Source organism: Xylophilus ampelinus (genome assembly GCF_003217575.1).
GTDB lineage: Bacteria > Pseudomonadota > Gammaproteobacteria > Burkholderiales > Burkholderiaceae_C > Xylophilus > Xylophilus ampelinus.
The window spans coordinates 231,937-246,094 of the sequence record NZ_QJTC01000001.1 but is presented as its reverse complement, the minus strand read 5'-3'; the positions used below and the strand labels follow the sequence as shown (position 1 = coordinate 246,094).

The following is a 14,158-nucleotide window of genomic DNA, read 5'->3' as shown; positions in this document are numbered from 1 at the left end:
TCTGGACGGCGGGCGGACGCGTACGACGGGGCATCGCCGCGCAGCAAGCCGGCGGCCACCGCGCCCGCAGGCGTCGCTGCCAGGCCCTCCGGCGGCCCGCGCGCCGGCACCGACCGACACGGTAGTGCACGTCACTGCGGCCGCCGGCAGCGATGCGAAGCCGATCGAGGGCCGCCTGCCCGCCGATTTCGGCAACGGCCGCGACTGGGCTGGCGTACTACGGCGCCCCGCCTTTCATGGCGAGTGCGGCTTTGGCCAACGCGGACATCAGCCGCTTGGCCTTCTCCGGACGCTCGACCTCGTCGTGCCCCACGTGTTCCACCAGGCTGAATCCTTCGGTCTGTATGGCTTGTGGCTTGAACAGCAGACGCGCGGTGCCGGGCAGCGCTGCAAGCAAGGTCAGGGGATCGTACAGATTGAGTTTGGTGACCTGCGGCCAGATGTCGTCGAAGGCGATGGCAGCCTGCTTTTCAAGCCGACCGGAATCGGCCTTCTCCTGCGACACGAAAGTGCGGAAGAACCATGGCGCATCCAGGCCGGGTAGCAAGCCTGCCTGGATACCGTTCCACAGACCTTCCAGAGCGTTGCGCTGAACGTTTCGCAGGTATTCGCCCACCGGATGCCCGCTGCTTGCAATGCCTTCGTAGAACGACGGCGGCACAGCCGTCTTGTAAGCGGCTTCCTTGGTCACAATGCGCATAGGAATGCCGAGTTCCTGCGCGCGCCGGTAGAAGCTGCGCGCAGCGTCCATATCGGTGGTGTTGTTGTATGCGCGCGTGTCGGGCTGCACGAAGCCATCGGCGTCCTTGGCCGGGTCGATCCCGCCCATGATGGTGATGGTCTCGATCCGGTCCCGCACGAGATCCCGAGAGTGGGTGATCAACGCATTCGCATCGGTCATGCCGGCGATCACCACCAGGCTCAACGGGTGCGGCGCGTCACGCAGACGGTCGCGCATCGCACCCGGGCTGTCGGTATCGACATCCGCCGGCGCTGCGCGGAACGAATGCCCTTCGTGCAGGAACTTGGCATGTTCGTCGACCTGGATCGCGTTCATGGCGTAGTCCTGGCCGCGCGATACGCGCACGTCCGGCAACTCCAACCGGTCGAACACCCCTCTCGCAACCTGCGCCCGCTGCGCGCGTACCTGCGCGTCGCCCAACGTGACCACGACATCTTTGAGGCGCACGAAACCCTCGTCCTGCAATTGCTTGCCGATGGTGTACGTCACGACATCGTCGGAATCCTTGTTCGGATCGGTGAACAACACGATGTCGCGCGGAGTTCGAGGTCGATGGAATCGGAGTTCCCTCAGGACCGCCTCTTCGTCAGGCGTCAACCGCGGCCCGTCGGCCACACCCAGTTCGGCGAGCATCGTCTGCTGCGCCGGCGCAGATCGAAGCGGCAAGCTTTGGGAGCGCTCGAGCGTTGGTCTGTGGAGCCCGGGTTTCCTGGCTAGCGCCTGCAACGATGCGTCCAGCGTCGCCGGCGCGTCTCGACCGGGACCCGAGGAAGTCGATGCGCCTGTGTCGTTTCGCGTCTCAGGCGATGGGTCATGGCGGTTCGGGACGGAATGGAATCCATCGTTGGTAGGACCCACGTGACTGCCTCCACATGAAACTGATAGACCGACACGCCTACGATCGGCGTTCATTTGAAAGTGTGAGGCCACGCCGCATCGCGCCGGCAGGGCGGTGCGAAAGCTGGGCCAGCAGCGCGAAATTCAGAAGTGTCTGCGTCGCCGGCACGCAGTTGTCGGAGGGCGTGCGGATCGGGCCGTCGTTCTCGCCGCTCCCGGTGCCCGCCTTGGCTATCACCCGAGGCCCCGGAGCGGCTCGCCGAAGCGCACCGTGTCGGCCTCGCGACTCGCCCTCGGTGGCGTCCAGCACCGCTGCGCTGGAGCGTCTTATGCACTGCGACGTACCCACGAAAGCCGGGGAGAGGCCCGGCGGCAAGGCGCAGTACGCGCCGCGGCATTGATACCGCAAACGGCCCGCGCCTTGCGATCGCCCGCCTGCGGGACCCGCGCGGGTACGTCACAGTGCATGACACGCTCTAGGCCGGCTGCAAAGCTCCCACCGCATTCACCTCGACGGTGATGTGCACCAGCTCTTCATGCACCCCGATCAGCCGCCGGAACACCTCGGGCGCCACCGGCACCGCCGTCTGCAGCGCCACGATGCAGGCGAAGCGGCCCTTGCCGACGCGCCAGACATGCAGGTCGGTGACGGTGACCGGCTCCGGCGCCAGGGCCACAGCCTCGCGCACCTCCCGCACCAGCGCCGGATCGGTCGTGGCATCGAGCAGCACCCGGCCGGTGTCGCGCAGCAGTCCCCAGGCCCAGACGGCCACCAGCACCGCGCCGGCGATCCCCATCAGCGGATCGAGCCAAGACCAGCCCCGGATCCACCCACCGGCCAGCGCCAGGATCGCCAGGACCGAGGTGGCGGCGTCGGCGACCACATGCAGGTAGGCGGAGCGGAGGTTGAGGTCGTTGCCGTGCTGGTGGTGGTCATGCTCGCCGTGGCCGTGGCCGTGGCCGTGGCCGTGCGAATATCCGTGCGACCCGGAATGCAGCAGCCGCGCGCAGACCAGGTTAACCACCAACCCGACCAGCGCGATACCGATCGCCTGCTCGTAGTGGATCGGCAGCGGCGACAGCAGCCGCTCGACCGACTGCAGCACCATCAGCACCGCCACGCCCGCCAGCAGCAGCGCGCTGGTATAGCCGCCCAGCACCTCGATCTTGCCGGCGCCGAAGGCGAAGCGCCGGTCTTTCGCCAGCCTTCGCGCCGCCGCATAGGCCGCGGCCGACAGGCCCTGGGCCACCGCATGCGACCCCATGTGCCAGCCGTCGGCCAGCAGCGCCATAGAGTTGAAGATCCAGCCGCCCGCGATCTCGGCCACCATCATCGCCGCGGTGAGCCAGACCGCACGGCGGGTGTTGCGCTCGGCCAGCGGATCGACCGCGTCGAAGCGATGGGCATGGGCGCATGAAGCGCCGGCGGACGGTGTCGGGGCGGCGTGCAGGACAGGCATCGGGTTCCTCCATAGCCGGCAAATATACTCCCCCCAGTACCCCTACCGAGAATAACCGCACCATGAGCCACACCATCCGCGACCACAAAAAGCTGCTGGCCCGGGTGCGCCGCATCCGCGGCCAGACCGAGGCGCTGGAAAAAGCCCTGATCGCCGATGCCGGCTGCGGCCCGGTGCTGCAGCAGATCGCCGCCGTGCGCGGCGCGGTCAACGGCCTGATGGCCGAGGTGCTGGAAGGCCGTCTGCGCGAGCATCTGGCCGACGACGGCGCGCCGCTGGTCGAGCGCCGGCAGGAGCTGGATGCGGTGCTGGGCGTGCTGCGGTCCTATCTGCGCTGAGTTCACAGCCAGCGCGACGGTCGACGGCGGCAGCCGTCCGGCCCCTGTCCTGTTCACGTGGCACCTTGCACCTTGCACATGGCGAATCTGCTATAAAATCGATAGCTGGTGGTCGGCGCCGCACTTAGGCTACAGCCCCTTTTCTTTTAGAATCCATTCCCACGGTGCCGCATCTGTGCCCGGCGGCACCGAGGGCCTGTCCCATTCCGCCGGAGTCGCCGCGGCCGGGACGGTGGCCCTGCAGGAACAAATACGCGTCTCGCCAGCTTCGGGCACATCACGCCTGCATCCGTACGGTCCTACAAAACGAGACCACCGTGTCCCACCGATTCATCCGGATCGCTCACCACAATCGAGTCGTTCAAAAACGAAAGGATCCGCACCGTGAACTCCATCATCTACATCGTTGGTATGGTCGTCGTCGTGGTGGCTGTGCTGTCGTTCTTCGGCCTGCGCTGAGCGCCTCGGCTCATGCCTGCCTCGACGGGCCGGCCCTTTCGTCCTGTCGGACGCGCAAAAAAGCCGGCGACTTCGCACCGGCTCTCGACACCGGCTAGATCAGCGTCACGCCGGTCCTGGACTGAACCCCCTCGCGGGTCATGCCCGGCGCCAGTTGCACCAGCTTCAGTCCTTCGGGCACCACGTCCATCACCGCCAGGTCGGTGATGATCCGGTCGACCACGCCGACGCCGGTCAGCGGCAGACTGCAGTTCTGGAGGATCTTCAGGTCCTCGGTACCATCCTTCTTTTTGGCGACATGCTCCATCAGCACGACGACCCGCTTCACGCCGGCGACCAGGTCCATCGCGCCTCCCATGCCCTTGACCATCTTGCCGGGGATCATCCAGTTGGCCAAGTCGCCTTTCTCGCTGACCTGCATCGCGCCCAGAATCGAGAGGTTGATCTTGCCGCCGCGGATCATCGCGAAGCTGTCGTGGCTGCCGAAAATCGACGAGCCCGGCAGCGTGGTGACCGTCTGCTTGCCGGCGTTGATCAGGTCGGCATCGACCGTTTCCTCGGTCGGGAACGGGCCGATGCCCAGCATGCCGTTCTCGCTCTGCAGCCAAACCTCCTTGTCCCCGGTGAAATTGGCGACCAGCGTCGGGATGCCGATGCCCAGGTTCACGTAGAAGCCGTCCTCCAGCTCGTCCGCCGCGCGTGCGGCCATCTGGTCGTGGGTCCAGGGCATGTCAGGCTCCTCGGGTCTTGGCGGTTTGGGCGGGTACGTCGACCTTCGGCACGGCGACCTCGTCGGCGCTGACGGCCGCGGCCTGGGCGATCACCGCCTGGGCCTCTTGCCGGGCGGCGGCCACGTCGACCGGGGCCGCGGCGCTCAGGGTGCGCTTCTCGATCCGCTTTTCGGGCGTGGGGTTGACCACGATGCGGTGCACGTAGATGCCGGGCAGGTGCACGTCGTCGGGCGCGATCTCGCCCACCTCGACCAGCCGCTCGACCTCGACGATGCAGACCTTGCCGGCCATCGCCGCGGCGGGATTGAAGTTGCGTGCCGTCAGGCGAAAGCGCAGGTTGCCGGATGTGTCGGCCACGTGCGCCTTGACCAGCGCCACGTCGGGCAGCAGGGCGTGCTCCATCACGTAGGTTTCGCCGCCGAATTCGCGCAGTTCCTTGCCTTCGGCCACCTGGGTGCCGACGCCGGTCTTGGTGAAGAAGGCCGGGATGCCGGCGCCGCCGGCGCGCAGCTTCTCGGCCAGCGTGCCCTGGGGCGTGAATTCCAGCTCCAGTTCGCCGGCCAGGTACTGGCGCGCGAACTCCCTGTTTTCGCCGACGTAGCTGGAGATCATCTTCCTGATCTGCCGCGTCTCCAGCAGCTTGCCGAGGCCGAAGCCGTCGACGCCCGCGTTGTTCGAGATGACGGTCAGGTCCCTCGTGCCGCTGTCCTTGAGCGCTTCGATCAGCGCCTCGGGGATTCCGCAGAGGCCGAAGCCGCCGACCGCCATCAGATGGCCGTCCTGCACGACACCCTGCAGCGCCGCCTCGGCGGTGGGAAATACTTTGTTCACGGGTACTCCTTCTGACGGATGACGATCCGGATGTGCCCGCTACGATACTACGCAGGCCCCTGCCCGACCGCCTGCGGGCCCACCCTCGCGGCCTCAGGACTTGGCCGCCTCCTTGGGCTGCGCGAACGCGGTCAGCTCGGTCCGGAAGGCCCGCAGCTTCGCCTTCAGCCGCCGCTGGTTCTCAGAGCCCATCCGCACCAGCGCCTTCTGGCCGGACGACAGCCCTTCGAGCGCCGGGTCGACGAACTCGTAGCGCACCCAGGGCCGCTCCGACGCCATCTCGCCCTTGACCTCCAGCAGCCGCACCGCCAGCGGGCCGAAGGGCTCGGGTGTCTGCAGCAGGTAGTCGATGACCGCGACCAGCCGGTCGTTGAAGTAGCGCGACGGAAATCCCAGCTCTTCGTAAGCGCGCTGGAACAGCGGGTACATCCGACGGTAGGCCGCCACCGCCCTGGCAGGATCGACCGATTCGGCCAGCTGCACGAAGGGCGTGTAGCGCGCGGCGTTGTCGGGCGCGATCGTCTGCGCGCCGGCAGCGCCGGCGACGGTGAAGCGCTGGCCGGTCGGCTGCACCGGCCACATGCGAGAGGCGGCGTGCTCCCGCGGCAAATTGTCGACCGTCGCCACCACCCGGCGCACGAAGCTGTCGACCTGCAGGAACTGCAGCACCGCCTTGGCGCCCAGCAGCTCGTCGAGGGCCGACTTCACCGCCGGATCGGACGCGGCAAGCCCGGGCAGCGGCGTCGGCTCGGTCGCCGGCGGCTCGACCGGGAACTCGGGGCCGGCGGGCGAGAGCGGCGGCGGCTTGGGCGGGGTGGGCACTTCGCCGGGCGCCGCCGCCTGCGGCAGCAGATCGGGCTGCGCGCTCTTCTGTCGCTGCTGCCAATACCACCAGCCGCCTGCGGCCAGCGCGACGACCACGACCACCGCGACCACCGGTTTCCAGGCACCGGAGCCTTCGGCCGGCGGCCGGAATTCTCTGTCGGACATAGATATCTCCTGAACGCTTCTGGGACCGGGCCGCGGCATGCGCAGCCCCGAGCATCCTAGCCGCCGGGCCGCGCCGAGGGCTCCGCCCCACCGCCGTCATGGCGACAATGGGTAACGGTTCTCGATCTTCAGGGGCGACGACGGGCTCGTCGCTGCGCGCGTGGGGCAGTGCCCGGAATAAAATCGGTCCCGCACTGGACATGTCCTGCCGCAGGCCCGCCCGACAATCCAACTCCAAGACGAGAAAAGCGTTCCATGACCCACGACGAGATCACTGCCCGGTTCGGTCCCCGCGAAGCCATGGAGTACGACGTGGTCGTCGTCGGTGGCGGCCCCGCCGGCCTCTCCACCGCGATCCGCCTGAAGCAGCTGGCCGCCGAACAGGATAAGGAGCTGTCGGTGGTGGTGCTGGAGAAGGGCTCGGAGCCCGGCGCCCACATCCTCTCGGGCGCCATCATGGACCCGAAGGCGCTCGACGAGCTGTTCCCCGACTGGAAGGAACTGGGCGCCCCGCTGAACCAGCCGGTCACCGAAGACGCCTTCCTGTTCCTGGGCGAGAAGAGCGCCCTGCGCACCCCCAACTTCATGCTGCCGGGCTGCTTCCACAACCACGGCAACTACATCATCAGCCTGGGCAACCTGACCCGCTGGCTGGCCGAGCAGGCAGAAGGCCTGGGCGTCGAGATCTTCCCCGGCTTCCCGGCCGCCGAGGTGCTCTACGACGAGGACGGCTCGGTCCGCGGTGTCGCCACCGGCGACCTGGGCATCGGCAAGGACGGCGAGCCGACCGACAACTTCCAGCTGGGCATGGAGCTGCACGGCAAGTACACCGTGTTCGCCGAAGGCTCGCGCGGCCACCTGGGCCGCCAGCTGATCGAGAAGTTCGGCCTGGCCAAGGACAGCGATCCGCAGAGCTACGGCATCGGCATCAAGGAACTCTGGGAGATCGACCCGGCCCGCCACCAGCCCGGCCTGGTGATCCACGGCGCTGGCTGGCCGCTGGACAACGCCACCTACGGCGGCGGCTTCCTGTACCACGCCGAAGACAACAAGGTGATGGTCGGCTTCGTGGTCGGCCTGGACTACCATAACCCGTACCTGAGCCCGTTCGAGGAGTTCCAGCGCTTCAAGACGCATCCCAACATCCGCTACTACTTCGACGGCTACGAAGAGCACGGCATACAGCCCGCCAAGCGGATCAGCTACGGCGCCCGCGCCATCACCGCCGGCGGCATGCTGGCCCTGCCCAAGACGGTGTTCCCCGGCGGGGCGTTGGTCGGCTGCGAAGCCGGCTACCTCAACGTCGGCCGGATCAAGGGCAGCCACTCGGCGATCAAGACCGGCATGCTGGCCGCGGAGGCCGCCTTCGACGCGGTGCACGCCGGCCGCCAGCACGACGAACTGACCGCCTACCCGGAAGCCTTCGAGAAGAGCTGGCTGCGCGAGGAGCTGTACAAGGACCGCAACTTCAAGACCTGGTTCAAGAAGGGCCGCACCATCGGCACCATCATGACCGGCATCGAGCAGAAGCTCCTGGGCGGCAACATCCCGTGGACGATCCACCGCCGCGAGGCCGACCACACCCGCCTCAAGCGCGCGGCCGAGTGCAAGCCGATCAAGTACCCCAAGGCCGACGGCAAGCTGACCTTCGACCGGCTCTCCAGCGTGTTCGTGAGCAACACCAACCACGAGGAGCAGCAGCCCGCCCACCTGACCCTGAAGGACCCGACCGTCCCGACCCGGATCAACCTGCCCCGGTACGCCGGCCCCGAGCAGCGCTACTGTCCCGCGGGCGTCTACGAGTTCGTGGCCGACGAGGCGGCCGGCCCCGGTGCCGAGCGGCTGCAGATCAACGCCCAGAACTGCGTGCACTGCAAGACCTGCGACATCAAGGACCCGACGCAGAACATCGTCTGGGTGACGCCCGAAGGCGGCGGCGGGCCCAACTACTCGGGCATGTAGCAAGAACGAACGGGGCCTCGGCCCCGTTTTGCATGCGACGGCGGCTCTCCGATGGTGCTGGCGCCGATCGCGGTGAAGCCGGGGGTGGATCCGACGCATGTCGCGATGATCGCGATCTCCAACCTCGCGCTCGGCACGATCACGCCAGCGGTGGACGGGCTGCGGTGCCGGACCTGCAACCTGTCGAAGGTGCGGATGTCGGCGCAGGTGCGCGAGCTGGCGCCCGTCCTGTGGCGCACGCGTGGTGCCGGCGCCGCCGACCTTCGTGCCGGCGACCGGCACCTGGCTGCCGCATCTCTGCGGATTCCTCCGGCGGGTCGCGTGCGGGACGGCGCGGCTGGCGGCATACTTCTCTTCATTTCGACCGGTTCGTGGCGCCCGCGCCCGCCCCACCACGGAGAGCCGCCATGAGCGTCAGATATTCCCCCGAGCACCAATGGGCCGACACGGGCGAGCCCGCTGCCGCCCGCATCGGCATCACTCGGCATGCGCAGGACACGCTGGGCGACATCGTCTTCGTCGAGCTGCCCGAGGTCGGCCGCGTGCTGCGCCGGGGCGAGGTCGCCGGCGTCGTCGAATCGGTGAAGGCCGCCTCCGACGTCCATGCGCCGCTGTCGGGCGAGGTGATCGCGGTCAACGAGGCGCTGCGCGCCGACCCGTCGCTCGCCAACCGCGACCCCGAAGGCGACGGCTGGTTCTTCCAGGTCAAGCCTTCGGCACCGCAGGAATTCGACGCGCTGCTGGAAGCGCCCGCCTACTCACGGCTCACCCAGGACGCCTAACCGACGCCGATCGCCCTCCATGCCCAAAGCATCGCGCCGCAAGCAACTGCCGCCTCCGTTTTCCTTGCTGGCCCGCGTGGCGCAGCCGCCCGGCGGGGCCGCGGCACCGGCACCGCGACGCGGCCCGCGCCGTGTCGACGTACTGCAGCGGCGGGTGGCCGAGCTGGAGGCGCAGAACAAGATACTGCTCTACAGCAACGCTGCCGCCGAAGGCGCGTCGGAACGGTTCGAGGCGCTTTTCGCCAGCGTACCCCTGGCGCTGATGGTGATCGACGAGCACGACATGGTGATCCAGGGCAACGCCAAGGCCCAACGCATGTTCCAGCCCGGTGAGCGCGACCGGCCGCTGATCTCGCTGATGCCATTCGTCAGCCGCGGGCACATGGCCAAAGTCACCCACGGCTTCGCCGAAGCGCGCCGCGCGGGCCACAGCGAGGTGTCGGAGGTCGTGTTCTCGATGGGCGACTCCGGCGCGATCACCGGCGATCTGCACATCAGCCGGATCGACACCCGGCATGCCTCGGGCGAGGCCGCGGTCCAGTTCATCTGCGCGGTGGTCGATCAGGGACCGCTGCTGGCAGAGCGGCGTGCCCTGCAGCAGAGCGCCATGGCCCTGCAGGAGCGCAACGAGCAGCTCTTCCACGGCGAGCGCCGGCTCGAGGCGGTGATCAACTCGGCCCTCGACGCGATCGTCTGCGTCGACCAGCACCAGCGCATCACCGTTTTCAACCCGACCGCGTCGGCGCTGTTCCAGTGCGCCGCGCTCGATGCGCTCGGCAGCCCGCTCGAGCGCTTCCTGCCCGACTCGGCCCAGGCCCTGACCTTCGCCCAGATCTCGACCCAGGCGATGCTGGGCGAGCGCACCGCCCGCACCGCCGGCGGCCGCGAGCTGTCGGTCGAGATCAGCGTCTCGTTCGAGCGGCACGCCACCGGCGAGAGCACCACCGTCTTCGCCCGCGACCTGACCGGCCGCAAGAAGGCCGAGGCCCATCGCGCGGTGCTGGAAGCCCAGCTGCGCGAGTCGCAGAAGATGCAAGCGATGGGCACGCTGGCCGGTGGCATCGCCCACGACTTCAACAACATCCTGAGCGCGATACTCGGCAACGTGGAGCTGGCCCGCGACGACCTGGGCGAAGGCGCTCCGGCACTGGAGAGCCTGGAGGAAATCGGCAAGGCCGGCCGCCGCGCCCGCGACCTGGTGCGCCAGATCCTGACCTTCAGCCGCAACGAGCCCACCCAGCGCTCACCGGTCGACATGGCCGAGGTGGTGCACGAGACCGAGCGGCTGCTGCGCGTCACCCTGCCGCCGGGCGTCGAGCTGTCGCTGCACCTCACCCCCGACGTGCCCAGCGTGATGGGCGACGCCACCCAGGTCGGCCAGGCGCTGCTCAACCTCTGCACCAACGCCGTCCAGGCGATCGGCGAAGGCCGGGGCGCGGTGCGGGTCGAGCTGGACACCGCCACGCCCAACCATCGGACATGCGAGCGCCTGGGCATCGCGCCGGGGCGCTACGCCATCATTTCGGTATCGGACACCGGCGCCGGCATCGATTCGGCGACGATGGCCCGCATCTTCGAGCCGTTCTTCACCACGAAAGAAGTCGGCAAAGGCACCGGCCTGGGTCTGGCGGTGGTGCACGGCGTGGTGCGCAGTCACCAGGGCGCGAGCGACGTGCGCAGCACCCCGGGCAGCGGCAGCACCTTCACCCTCTACTTCCCCGTGGCCGACGCCGTCGGCGCGGCGCCGAGCGGCGGCGATTCCGAGCGGCGGCTCCATTCCAGCATCGCCGGCACCGGCCGCCATGTGATGTACGTGGACGACGACCGGGCGCTGGTGTTCCTGGTCGAGCGACTGCTGCGCCGCCGCGGCTTCCGCGTCACCGGCTTCACCGATCCCCGCGAGGCCGAGCGCGCGCTGCGCGACGACCCGCGCAGCTACGACCTGCTGGTGACCGACTACAACATGCCCGGCTACAGCGGCGTCGACCTGGTGCGCGAGGCCCGGCTGATCCGCCCCGACCTGCCGGTGGCCCTGGCGTCGGGCTACGTCACCGCCGAGATCGAGACCGCGGCCCGGGCCGAGGGCGCCCGCGCCCTGATCCACAAGCCCAACGACGTCGAGGAGCTGTGCGAGACGGTGCAGCGCCTGGTCATGGGCGACGATGGCGGTTGACACGGCCTCGCTCCCCGCCGCCCTGCAGACTGCGCGGACCGGCCTCGCCGAGCTGCCGGCGCACCACGCCGACCCGCACCTGCTGGTCGTGGAGAAGCCCGCCGGCCTGCTGGCCGTGCCCGGCCGCGGCGAGGACAAGCAGGACTGCCTGAGCGCCCGCGTGCAAGCCCTCTACCCCGACGCGCTGGTCGTCCACAGGCTCGACATGGCCACCTCGGGCCTTGTGGTGTTCGCACGTTCCCCGGCCGTGCAGCGCATGCTGGGCGACGCCTTCGCGGAGCGTGCGGTGCATAAGGAGTACGAGGCCGTGGTGAGCGGCCGGCCTGCTGGCGGCGCCGCCGATGCCCAAGGCTGGCGCACGATCGACCTGCCCCTCGGCGCCGACTGGCCCCGCCGGCCGATGCAGAAGGTCGATGCAGAGGCCGGCAAGCCGAGCCTCACCCGCTGGCGACCCCTGTCGCACGATCCTGTCGCCGGCACGGCGCGGCTGCGCCTGACCCCGGTCACCGGCCGCACCCACCAGCTGCGGGTGCACCTGCGGGCGATCGGCCATCCGATTCTGGGCGACGCGCTCTATGCGCCCCCCGCGGTCCTAGCCGCCGCGCCGAGGCTGCTGCTGCATGCGGTGCTGCTGGCCTTCGCGCATCCGGTCACCGGCGCCGCCCTGCGGTTCCGCAGCGCCGTGCCCTTCTGACGAGAATCGAACGATGAACCACCACCTCTACATCCTCACCGGCGCCTCCCGCGGCATGGGCCGGGCCATGGCCGAGCAGCTGATACGGCCGGGCCACCGGCTGCTCTGCATCTCTCGCACCGCAGATACGGCGCTCCAGCAGCGCGCCGATGCGGCCGGCGTGCCGCTGCTGCAGTGGCAGCACGACCTGGCAGACGGCGCGCCGCTGGCCGCGCGACTGGCCGGGTGGCTCAAGGAGAGCGATCCGCACGCCTGGGCCGGCGCCAGCCTGGTCAACAACGCCGGCACGATACCGCCGGTGGTTCCCCTGCGCGACGCCGCGGCCGCAGACACCGCCCATGCCCTGCGCGTCGGGCTGGAGGCGCCGATGCTGCTCACCACCGCCTTCCTGCACTCCACCCGCGCCTGGACGGTGCCGCGCAAGGTGCTCAACATCTCGTCCGGCCTGGGCCGCCGGCCGATGGCGTCGCAGGCAGGCTACTGCACCGCCAAGGCGGGCATGGACATGTTCACCCGCTGCGCCGCGCTGGACGAGGCCCTGCTGCCCCATGGCGCGAAGCTCTGCTCCCTGGCGCCGGGCGTGGTCGACACCGACATGCAGCGCCACCTGCGCAGCGCCGATGCGGCCGCCTTCCCCGACCGCGCCCGCTTCGAGGGACTGCACACCGGTGCGCAACTGGCCTCACCGGCCGATGCGGCGTCGCAGGTCCTGGCCTTCCTGGCACGGCCGGATTTCGGCGCGGAGCCGGTGGCCGACGTGCGGAGCTGAAACTCTATTGCTATGCTTTATATAGCATAAGGTCGGCTCCGGACGCCGGCTACGGCCACTATTCTTCGGAATCCGCCGGCGCGCCGCGTACCACCAGCACCGGGATCCGCACGTCGCCCAGCACCCGCTGAGTGACGCTGCCCAGCACCAGCTTCTCCAGCCCGCGGCGGCCGTGGGAGCCCATCACGATCAGGTCGGCGCCGACGTTCTCGGCCGTCTCCACGATGCCGCGGTGCACCGCGTGGCCCTCGACGACCATCGTCTCGGATGCCACACCCAGGGCGGCGGCGGTCTCGGTGGCGGCGCGCAGCGCGGCGTCGGCCTCGCCGCTGGCTGCGGCCAGATAGTGCTCCTGGCCGTAGGCGAGGTCGGTGCCGACGCCGGTGAACGGATACGGGTCGATCACGTAGACCGCCGACAGCTCGCTGCCGAAAGTCCCGGCCAGCTGCGCGGCCTTGGCCAGGGCTCCCAGCGCGGCGTCGGAGCCGTCGACCGGTACCAGGATGTGGGTGAACATGGCGCTTCTCCTTCTCGTCGTAGCACGGTGCTGCGCACCGGAACCGGCGGCACGGGCCGCCGCTGGAACGGCCCGGCGCGGGGTGCGCCGGGCCGGATGCCGCTAGCCGGCCGCGGCCTGCGGACTGCCCTGGAAGCTGCCGGCGCGGCAGGTCACGACCAGCGTGTCGCGGTGGCCTTGCTGCCCGGCGGCCTCGCCCAGCGGCTGGATCGGCGTCGTTTCGTGGATCATGCGCGGGTCGTCCAGCAGCAGCACCGACCACGGCTCTGCGAGCGTGAAGCGTTGGCCGCCGGGGCCGGCGGCATCGAAGACGCGCGTCTCGCCGCCCCTGACCTGGAACCGGTCGATCAAAAACACCGCCACCAGGTCCACGCCGTCGCGGTGGGCGCCCTCGGGCGTAGGCCGGCCGATGCCGCCGGCGGTGTCGATCCGGAACTGGTGCGCCTCGACGAACCAGGGCTGCGGCCCGCGCAGGGCCGAGCCGAGCCCGGCCAGCGCCCGCAGCACGCCCTGCCAGGCCGGCGCGCCGGTGGTCCGCGGCAGCATCGGCGCGAACCAGCGCTCCATCCCGCCGTGCAGGGCGTTGTACTCCACCGGCTGCCAGTGGGCACGGTGCGGCACCGGCCGCACCGCGTCGCCCTCCACCACGAAGCAGGCATGGCGGCGGTTGCGGTAGCGGCCACCGTCGCGCAGGTACTCGTCGGGCGGCAGGTCCGACCAGTCGGCGCGCAGCGCGTCGAGCGATGCGGCATCGGCCCGGCTCCAGCGGCCCACGTCCTGCGGTGTCAGCACGGCGCAGCCGCGCTCCTGCATCTGCGGCACGAGGTGGTCGAGGGGCGTATACGGCGGGGCGAAGCTGGCACTCATGCGGCG

General features: G+C 69.6%; 14 protein-coding genes. 7 read left to right on the top strand and 7 right to left on the bottom strand.

The genetic code is table 11. The annotated features are described in order from the left end of the window. Nucleotides 1-217: 217 nt before the first annotated feature. Both xopQ and dmeF read right to left on the bottom strand, forming a co-directional pair. Nucleotides 218-1,480: a type III secretion system effector XopQ gene (xopQ, locus tag DFQ15_RS01080; RefSeq protein WP_374940995.1), complete on the bottom strand. Its 1,263-nt coding sequence runs from the start codon at nt 1,478-1,480 to the stop codon at nt 218-220. A gap of 575 nt (nt 1,481-2,055) precedes the next feature. Further along, a complete protein-coding gene (gene dmeF, locus DFQ15_RS01075) occupies nt 2,056-3,039 on the bottom strand; it encodes a CDF family Co(II)/Ni(II) efflux transporter DmeF (protein WP_110464183.1) in 984 nt (327 codons plus the stop codon). A gap of 62 nt (nt 3,040-3,101) precedes the next feature. On the opposite strand from dmeF, the gene DFQ15_RS01070 reads away from it, so the two are divergent. Continuing rightward, entirely contained in the window at nt 3,102-3,377 is a 276-nt protein-coding gene (locus DFQ15_RS01070) for a metal/formaldehyde-sensitive transcriptional repressor (RefSeq protein WP_110464182.1), read from the top strand. Between the two features lie 553 nt (nt 3,378-3,930). Here the strand turns inward: DFQ15_RS01070 and DFQ15_RS01065 are convergent. The 3 genes from DFQ15_RS01065 to DFQ15_RS01055 all read right to left on the bottom strand — a co-directional run bounded on the left by DFQ15_RS01065 (nt 3,931) and on the right by DFQ15_RS01055 (nt 6,388). Next, a complete protein-coding gene (locus tag DFQ15_RS01065) occupies nt 3,931-4,566 on the bottom strand; it encodes a 3-oxoacid CoA-transferase subunit B (protein WP_110464181.1) in 636 nt (211 codons plus the stop codon). Between the two features lies 1 nt (nt 4,567). After that, entirely contained in the window at nt 4,568-5,398 is an 831-nt protein-coding gene (locus DFQ15_RS01060; RefSeq protein WP_110464180.1) for a CoA transferase subunit A, read from the bottom strand. Nucleotides 5,399-5,491: 93 nt separating this feature from the next. Beyond that, on the bottom strand, nt 5,492-6,388 hold the full coding sequence (locus DFQ15_RS01055; protein ID WP_110464179.1) for a DUF3014 domain-containing protein: 897 nt from the start codon (nt 6,386-6,388) through the stop codon (nt 5,492-5,494). 255 nt (nt 6,389-6,643) lie between these two features. On the opposite strand from DFQ15_RS01055, the gene DFQ15_RS01050 reads away from it, so the two are divergent. The 6 genes from DFQ15_RS01050 to DFQ15_RS01025 are packed head-to-tail and all read left to right on the top strand — an operon-like array spanning nt 6,644 to nt 12,768. After that, a complete protein-coding gene (locus DFQ15_RS01050; RefSeq protein ID WP_110464178.1) occupies nt 6,644-8,350 on the top strand; it encodes an electron transfer flavoprotein-ubiquinone oxidoreductase in 1,707 nt (568 codons plus the stop codon). Between the two features lie 51 nt (nt 8,351-8,401). Beyond that, nucleotides 8,402-8,761 carry a hypothetical protein gene (locus DFQ15_RS01045; RefSeq protein WP_110464177.1) on the top strand — a complete coding sequence of 120 codons (360 nt, stop codon included), beginning with the start codon at nt 8,402-8,404 and terminating at the stop codon, nt 8,759-8,761. Next, nucleotides 8,758-9,132, top strand: a complete 375-nt coding sequence (gene gcvH, locus DFQ15_RS01040; RefSeq protein ID WP_110464176.1) for a glycine cleavage system protein GcvH — start codon at nt 8,758-8,760, stop codon at nt 9,130-9,132. Before DFQ15_RS01045 ends, gcvH begins: the two co-directional genes overlap by 4 nt. Nucleotides 9,133-9,151: 19 nt before the next feature. Then, nucleotides 9,152-11,305, top strand: a complete 2,154-nt coding sequence (locus DFQ15_RS01035; RefSeq protein WP_110464175.1) for a PAS domain-containing hybrid sensor histidine kinase/response regulator — start codon at nt 9,152-9,154, stop codon at nt 11,303-11,305. Next, entirely contained in the window at nt 11,295-11,999 is a 705-nt protein-coding gene (locus DFQ15_RS01030; protein ID WP_110464174.1) for an RluA family pseudouridine synthase, read from the top strand. The genes DFQ15_RS01035 and DFQ15_RS01030 overlap by 11 nt, the downstream gene beginning before the upstream one ends. Before the next feature lie 13 nt (nt 12,000-12,012). Further along, complete coding sequence (locus tag DFQ15_RS01025) at nt 12,013-12,768, top strand: SDR family NAD(P)-dependent oxidoreductase (RefSeq protein WP_110464173.1); 756 nt, start codon at nt 12,013-12,015, stop codon at nt 12,766-12,768. A gap of 58 nt (nt 12,769-12,826) precedes the next feature. Here the strand turns inward: DFQ15_RS01025 and DFQ15_RS01020 are convergent, their stop codons facing one another. Both DFQ15_RS01020 and DFQ15_RS01015 read right to left on the bottom strand, forming a co-directional pair. Beyond that, nucleotides 12,827-13,285: a universal stress protein gene (locus tag DFQ15_RS01020; RefSeq protein WP_110464172.1), complete on the bottom strand. Its 459-nt coding sequence runs from the start codon at nt 13,283-13,285 to the stop codon at nt 12,827-12,829. Nucleotides 13,286-13,387: 102 nt separating this feature from the next. Next, nucleotides 13,388-14,152: a 2OG-Fe dioxygenase family protein gene (locus tag DFQ15_RS01015; protein ID WP_110464171.1), complete on the bottom strand. Its 765-nt coding sequence runs from the start codon at nt 14,150-14,152 to the stop codon at nt 13,388-13,390. Nucleotides 14,153-14,158: the final 6 nt, after the last annotated feature.